The sequence below is a fragment of the Xenorhabdus sp. PB30.3 genome (assembly GCF_963895965.1).
Classification (GTDB): domain Bacteria; phylum Pseudomonadota; class Gammaproteobacteria; order Enterobacterales; family Enterobacteriaceae; genus Xenorhabdus; species Xenorhabdus stockiae.
In genome coordinates, this window is record NZ_CAWQMW010000107.1 from 1 (window position 1) to 1,189 (window position 1,189).

The window sequence follows — 1,189 nt, forward strand, 5'->3', positions numbered from 1 at the left end:
TTTTATTTTGGTCAGACTGGCGGCGACGACATCAGTATCGCGCCCAACAATGCCATTATCGCCGCCGAGAGGAATATCTGATCATGGAACAGTTACGACTGTAGTACTAGGCGTGATGGAGTTGAGCTAGTGCAGCATCGTTTTAATTTCAACTTAGTTGATTCGTTTGAATATAAAGACATGAATGGAGTAATGGCGCGATTTTGGCATTATCGTCTACCAATAGAATTAGTGAAGTTCTTTTCCTCTTCTGGTTTTGCCAGAATTGAGTTAAAGCGTAGACAAGCACTGATGAACAACCACATAGCCAAATGGCTTCAGTTATATTTCTCCAGCCATAAAGCAAACAACAAGTATGCAGTATCTGTAGAAACAGTGATGCGTAACTGTGGATCAAAAGCTATTGATTTAAAAACATTCCGACAAAAATTAAAAATTTCACTAAAATTACTAAAGGCCACAGGGATTGTGGATGCATACATCGACAAAGATTCAGATCGAATTTTCCGTAAGTAACACCACAAAGACCTTAGACATAACGCTCTAAACTGGGGCGTTTTGGTAGCAATTAAAATACACGAGTTACAGTAGGAAACAGTTATGGGCGGCTTTCAGGTTGTTACGCTAATTACAAGTGATTGTACCGTTCACACTGTTTCGATGAGTTCAAACTGTTCAAAGACCAATTCCATGTTTTCAGAATAAGTACCTTCTCTCTCGAAAAAATTTTTATGTTCTTTCTTCCAGTACGAAAGACTTAAGTCTCCTTCACCCTCTTTTTTTGCCATTTCTTCTGTTACATCAGTAAAACTAACGAGGTGAATTACAGTAGTTCTTATAACACAGACAGGCCTTTCTCTGCCGTCTTTGATGATGCTGTAAGCGCCAATAGTCGGTAGGTTATTTTCTCTTTTACATGTTTCTAAAGCGCTGCAAGTTGCTATTTTTTTACCAGATACCACAAGATTTGCCAGTTCATCAGCTAATTCAGGTGAATCGCCAAATGACCAACTAAATAGCTTTTCAAAATGGTAGGCGAATCAAAGAAACTCAGTCCTATTTTTGCGAACTTTTTAACCGCAAAACCAAAAAAACACAAAAAGGAAGGACTGAGTTATGGCCATCGTACCACCAATTCCGCGCAATGAGCGGCGTCAAATGAGAAAAATTGTCCAAAAAACGGCAGATA

Annotated in this window: 2 protein-coding genes; one reads left to right on the top strand and one right to left on the bottom strand. The window is 38.9% G+C overall.

Annotated features, from left to right (window positions below):
* Nucleotides 1-129: 129 nt before the first annotated feature.
* Nucleotides 130-516, top strand: coding sequence for a plasmid replication initiator TrfA (locus AACX38_RS06655; RefSeq protein WP_228865909.1), 387 nt, complete (start codon nt 130-132; stop codon nt 514-516).
* Nucleotides 517-647: 131 nt separating this feature from the next.
* On the opposite strand, the gene AACX38_RS06660 is transcribed toward AACX38_RS06655, so the two are convergent.
* Nucleotides 648-974 carry an ASCH domain-containing protein gene (locus AACX38_RS06660; protein WP_228865910.1) on the bottom strand — a complete coding sequence of 109 codons (327 nt, stop codon included), beginning with the start codon at nt 972-974 and terminating at the stop codon, nt 648-650.
* Nucleotides 975-1,189 lie beyond the last annotated feature (215 nt).